Annotated in this window: 1 protein-coding gene; it reads left to right on the top strand. The window is 49.1% G+C overall.

Annotated features, from left to right (window positions below):
* Positions 1 to 319: 319 nt before the first annotated feature.
* Positions 320 to 2,484: substrate-binding domain-containing protein (locus tag C7B77_RS28155; RefSeq protein WP_181244066.1), on the top strand; the 2,165-nt coding region annotated here is incomplete at its 3' end.

A 2,484-nucleotide genomic window follows, 5' to 3' on the forward strand; every position in this document is an offset into this window, starting at 1 on the left:
GATAAAAGGCACAGTAAGATTTATTATTCGATAGTATCTTAACGAAAATGTAACATTTAGATCGATCGAAACGAACAGATCGGTTAGGATCTGAACACGCCAGTTGCTGGCAATTTTAAAATAAGTATCTAACAAGCTTAGATAGATCGAGATTGAGATCGATTCACTAGTCAGTTTAGAGTATGTTCGAGCGATCGCAATAGCTCATTTTCAGTTGGTGATTAGATATTTGCTTTACCAAGCATTTACTCGATCGTCAAATCAGACAACGAATCTAAGCTATTGTTGATTACAATATCCACAAAACTAGTTGTTACAAATGAAACAGCAAAGTAGTTCAATCGTAACTCTAGCACTAATATTAGCTGCTGGTGGCACTACCCTCAAAACTAATGCCCAAACAGCCGATAAATTCCCCCTACCCACATCGGTGACAGCGGGAACCAAAGTGCAGATTGATGGTTCTAGTAGCCTGCAAGCTGTCAATCAAGGTCTCAAAGAGCGATTCCAAAAGCAGTTCCCCAATACCGAGGTAATCGTACCGACGCAGTATCAGGGCAGCGATAGCGGCATCAAAGCACTTGTAGCTGGTAAAGCAGATGTTGTAGGCAGCGGTCGTCCGCTGACTGCTGCCGAAAAAGCGCAAGGTGTGGCTGCTAAATCGATCGGTAGCTCCAAAATTGCCATTATTGTCAAAGATAGTAATCCATATAATGGCAACCTAACGATTAAAGATTTTGCAAAAATTTATCGTGGCGAAGTCACCGACTGGTCGCAATTACCTAGAGCCAACGGTGCTAAAGGGAAAATCAAAGTAATCGACAGACCCGCGACTAGCGATACTCGGCGCGCATTTGCTAACTATTCAGTTTTCCAAAAAGGTCAACTTAAGACTGGTAGTAACGCTCAAAAAATAACCGAAGATTCGACTCAAGCAGTTGTCGATAAATTAGGCGAAGACGGGATTGGTTACGCACCTGCCGACCAAATCAAAAATATTCAAGGAATTAGAGCCATTACTCTCCATGGCACCCAACCAGATAATCCTAAATATCCCTTCTCTCAGCCTTTATCCTACGTTTACAACAACAAAGGCGCGAAAGTCAGCGAAGGTGCCAAGGCATTTCTGGGCTATGTCAGCGATCCTGCGGGTCAACTAGCCATTAAAGAAGTAATCGGTGCCGGATCGACAGCCGCCGCAGCTACAGGCACGACGCCAGCTACTAGTGCCACAACTACTGAAACTACTACTGAAACTACTACGGGTGCGACTGGTGCAACTGGTGCTACGGGTACAACTGCGACCAGCGGGGCTACCGGAAGTGAAAATACCGATACGGCTACTCGCACCACCACTACAAGTACTACTAAAACTGAGGATAAAGGTGGCTTTCCGTGGTGGATTCTACCGTTAATTGCTTTAGGTGGCGGACTGCTCTGGCTGTTAGGTCGTAAAAAACCAACCGAAACGCCAACCTCTACAGCGGCGGTACCAGAAACAACCCCCGCCATCAAACCACTCTATCCACCACCACCATCGAGAACATCTAGAGGCGATGGTTTATCTGGCGATTTATCTGGCGATTTGTCCTCGAATTTGGGCTACCGTCCTTCGGGCGACTTAAGATCGGGCGATCTGCGGTCGGGCGATCTATCCGGTACATTAACCCCACCGCCAAACGTACCGCCCAACACGCCAAATATCAACTTTAATGGTGTCGTCGATACGGTCAAAGACAAAGCCAGCGATCTCAACCTCGCAGGTGGTGCCGCGCTCGCAGGTGGTGCAGCAGCCGCCGCCGCACTCGGCAAAGGTATCTATGACTCGACCCACGCATCGCCACAGGATGAAGCACCCAGAGCGGGCGACCTCCAGCCGCCCCAACTCGAAGTTCCCAATATCGACCTCTCCAATCCTCTAGAAGGGTTGAAAGATAAGTCATCCAATCTCATCCCCAATCTGGACATCAACGACCCCCTAGAGGGCATTCAGGACAAGGCTGGAGACTTAATTCAAGATGGTAGTGCCGCCACCACCGCAGCAGGTGGAGCCGCACTAGCAGGCGGAGCAGCTTTGGCTGGCGGGATCGGCAACTTCTTCGGCGATCGCGATCTTCCCGAATCTTCAGATCTGAGTCTGGAAATACCCGAAAACTTCCAGCAGACACCAGAACCGATCGAAGCTAAAGCCGCCGATCCGCTCCCCGCAGGCAATGATGCCAATGCTGGCGAAGGGATATTCGTTGGCGAAGCCTCTCTGAAAGAGAATCGAGTTGGCGACTTCCTCCAAGATGGTGGTGGAGCTGCTATTGCCGCAGGTGGAGCTGCCTTAGCTGGTGGAGCCGCTTTAGCAAGCAATCTGGGTAAATCTGTCGGCGACCTCGCGGGAGATCGAACGGATGTAGAAGAGTCAGCCACACCCGACTCAGCAAATGCTTTTGTAGCACCCGAATCGCTCGTCGATAACGATCCGTTTAATTTTAA

This window comes from Chamaesiphon polymorphus CCALA 037 (genome assembly GCF_003003845.1).
GTDB classification, from domain to species: domain Bacteria; phylum Cyanobacteriota; class Cyanobacteriia; order Cyanobacteriales; family Chamaesiphonaceae; genus Chamaesiphon; species Chamaesiphon polymorphus.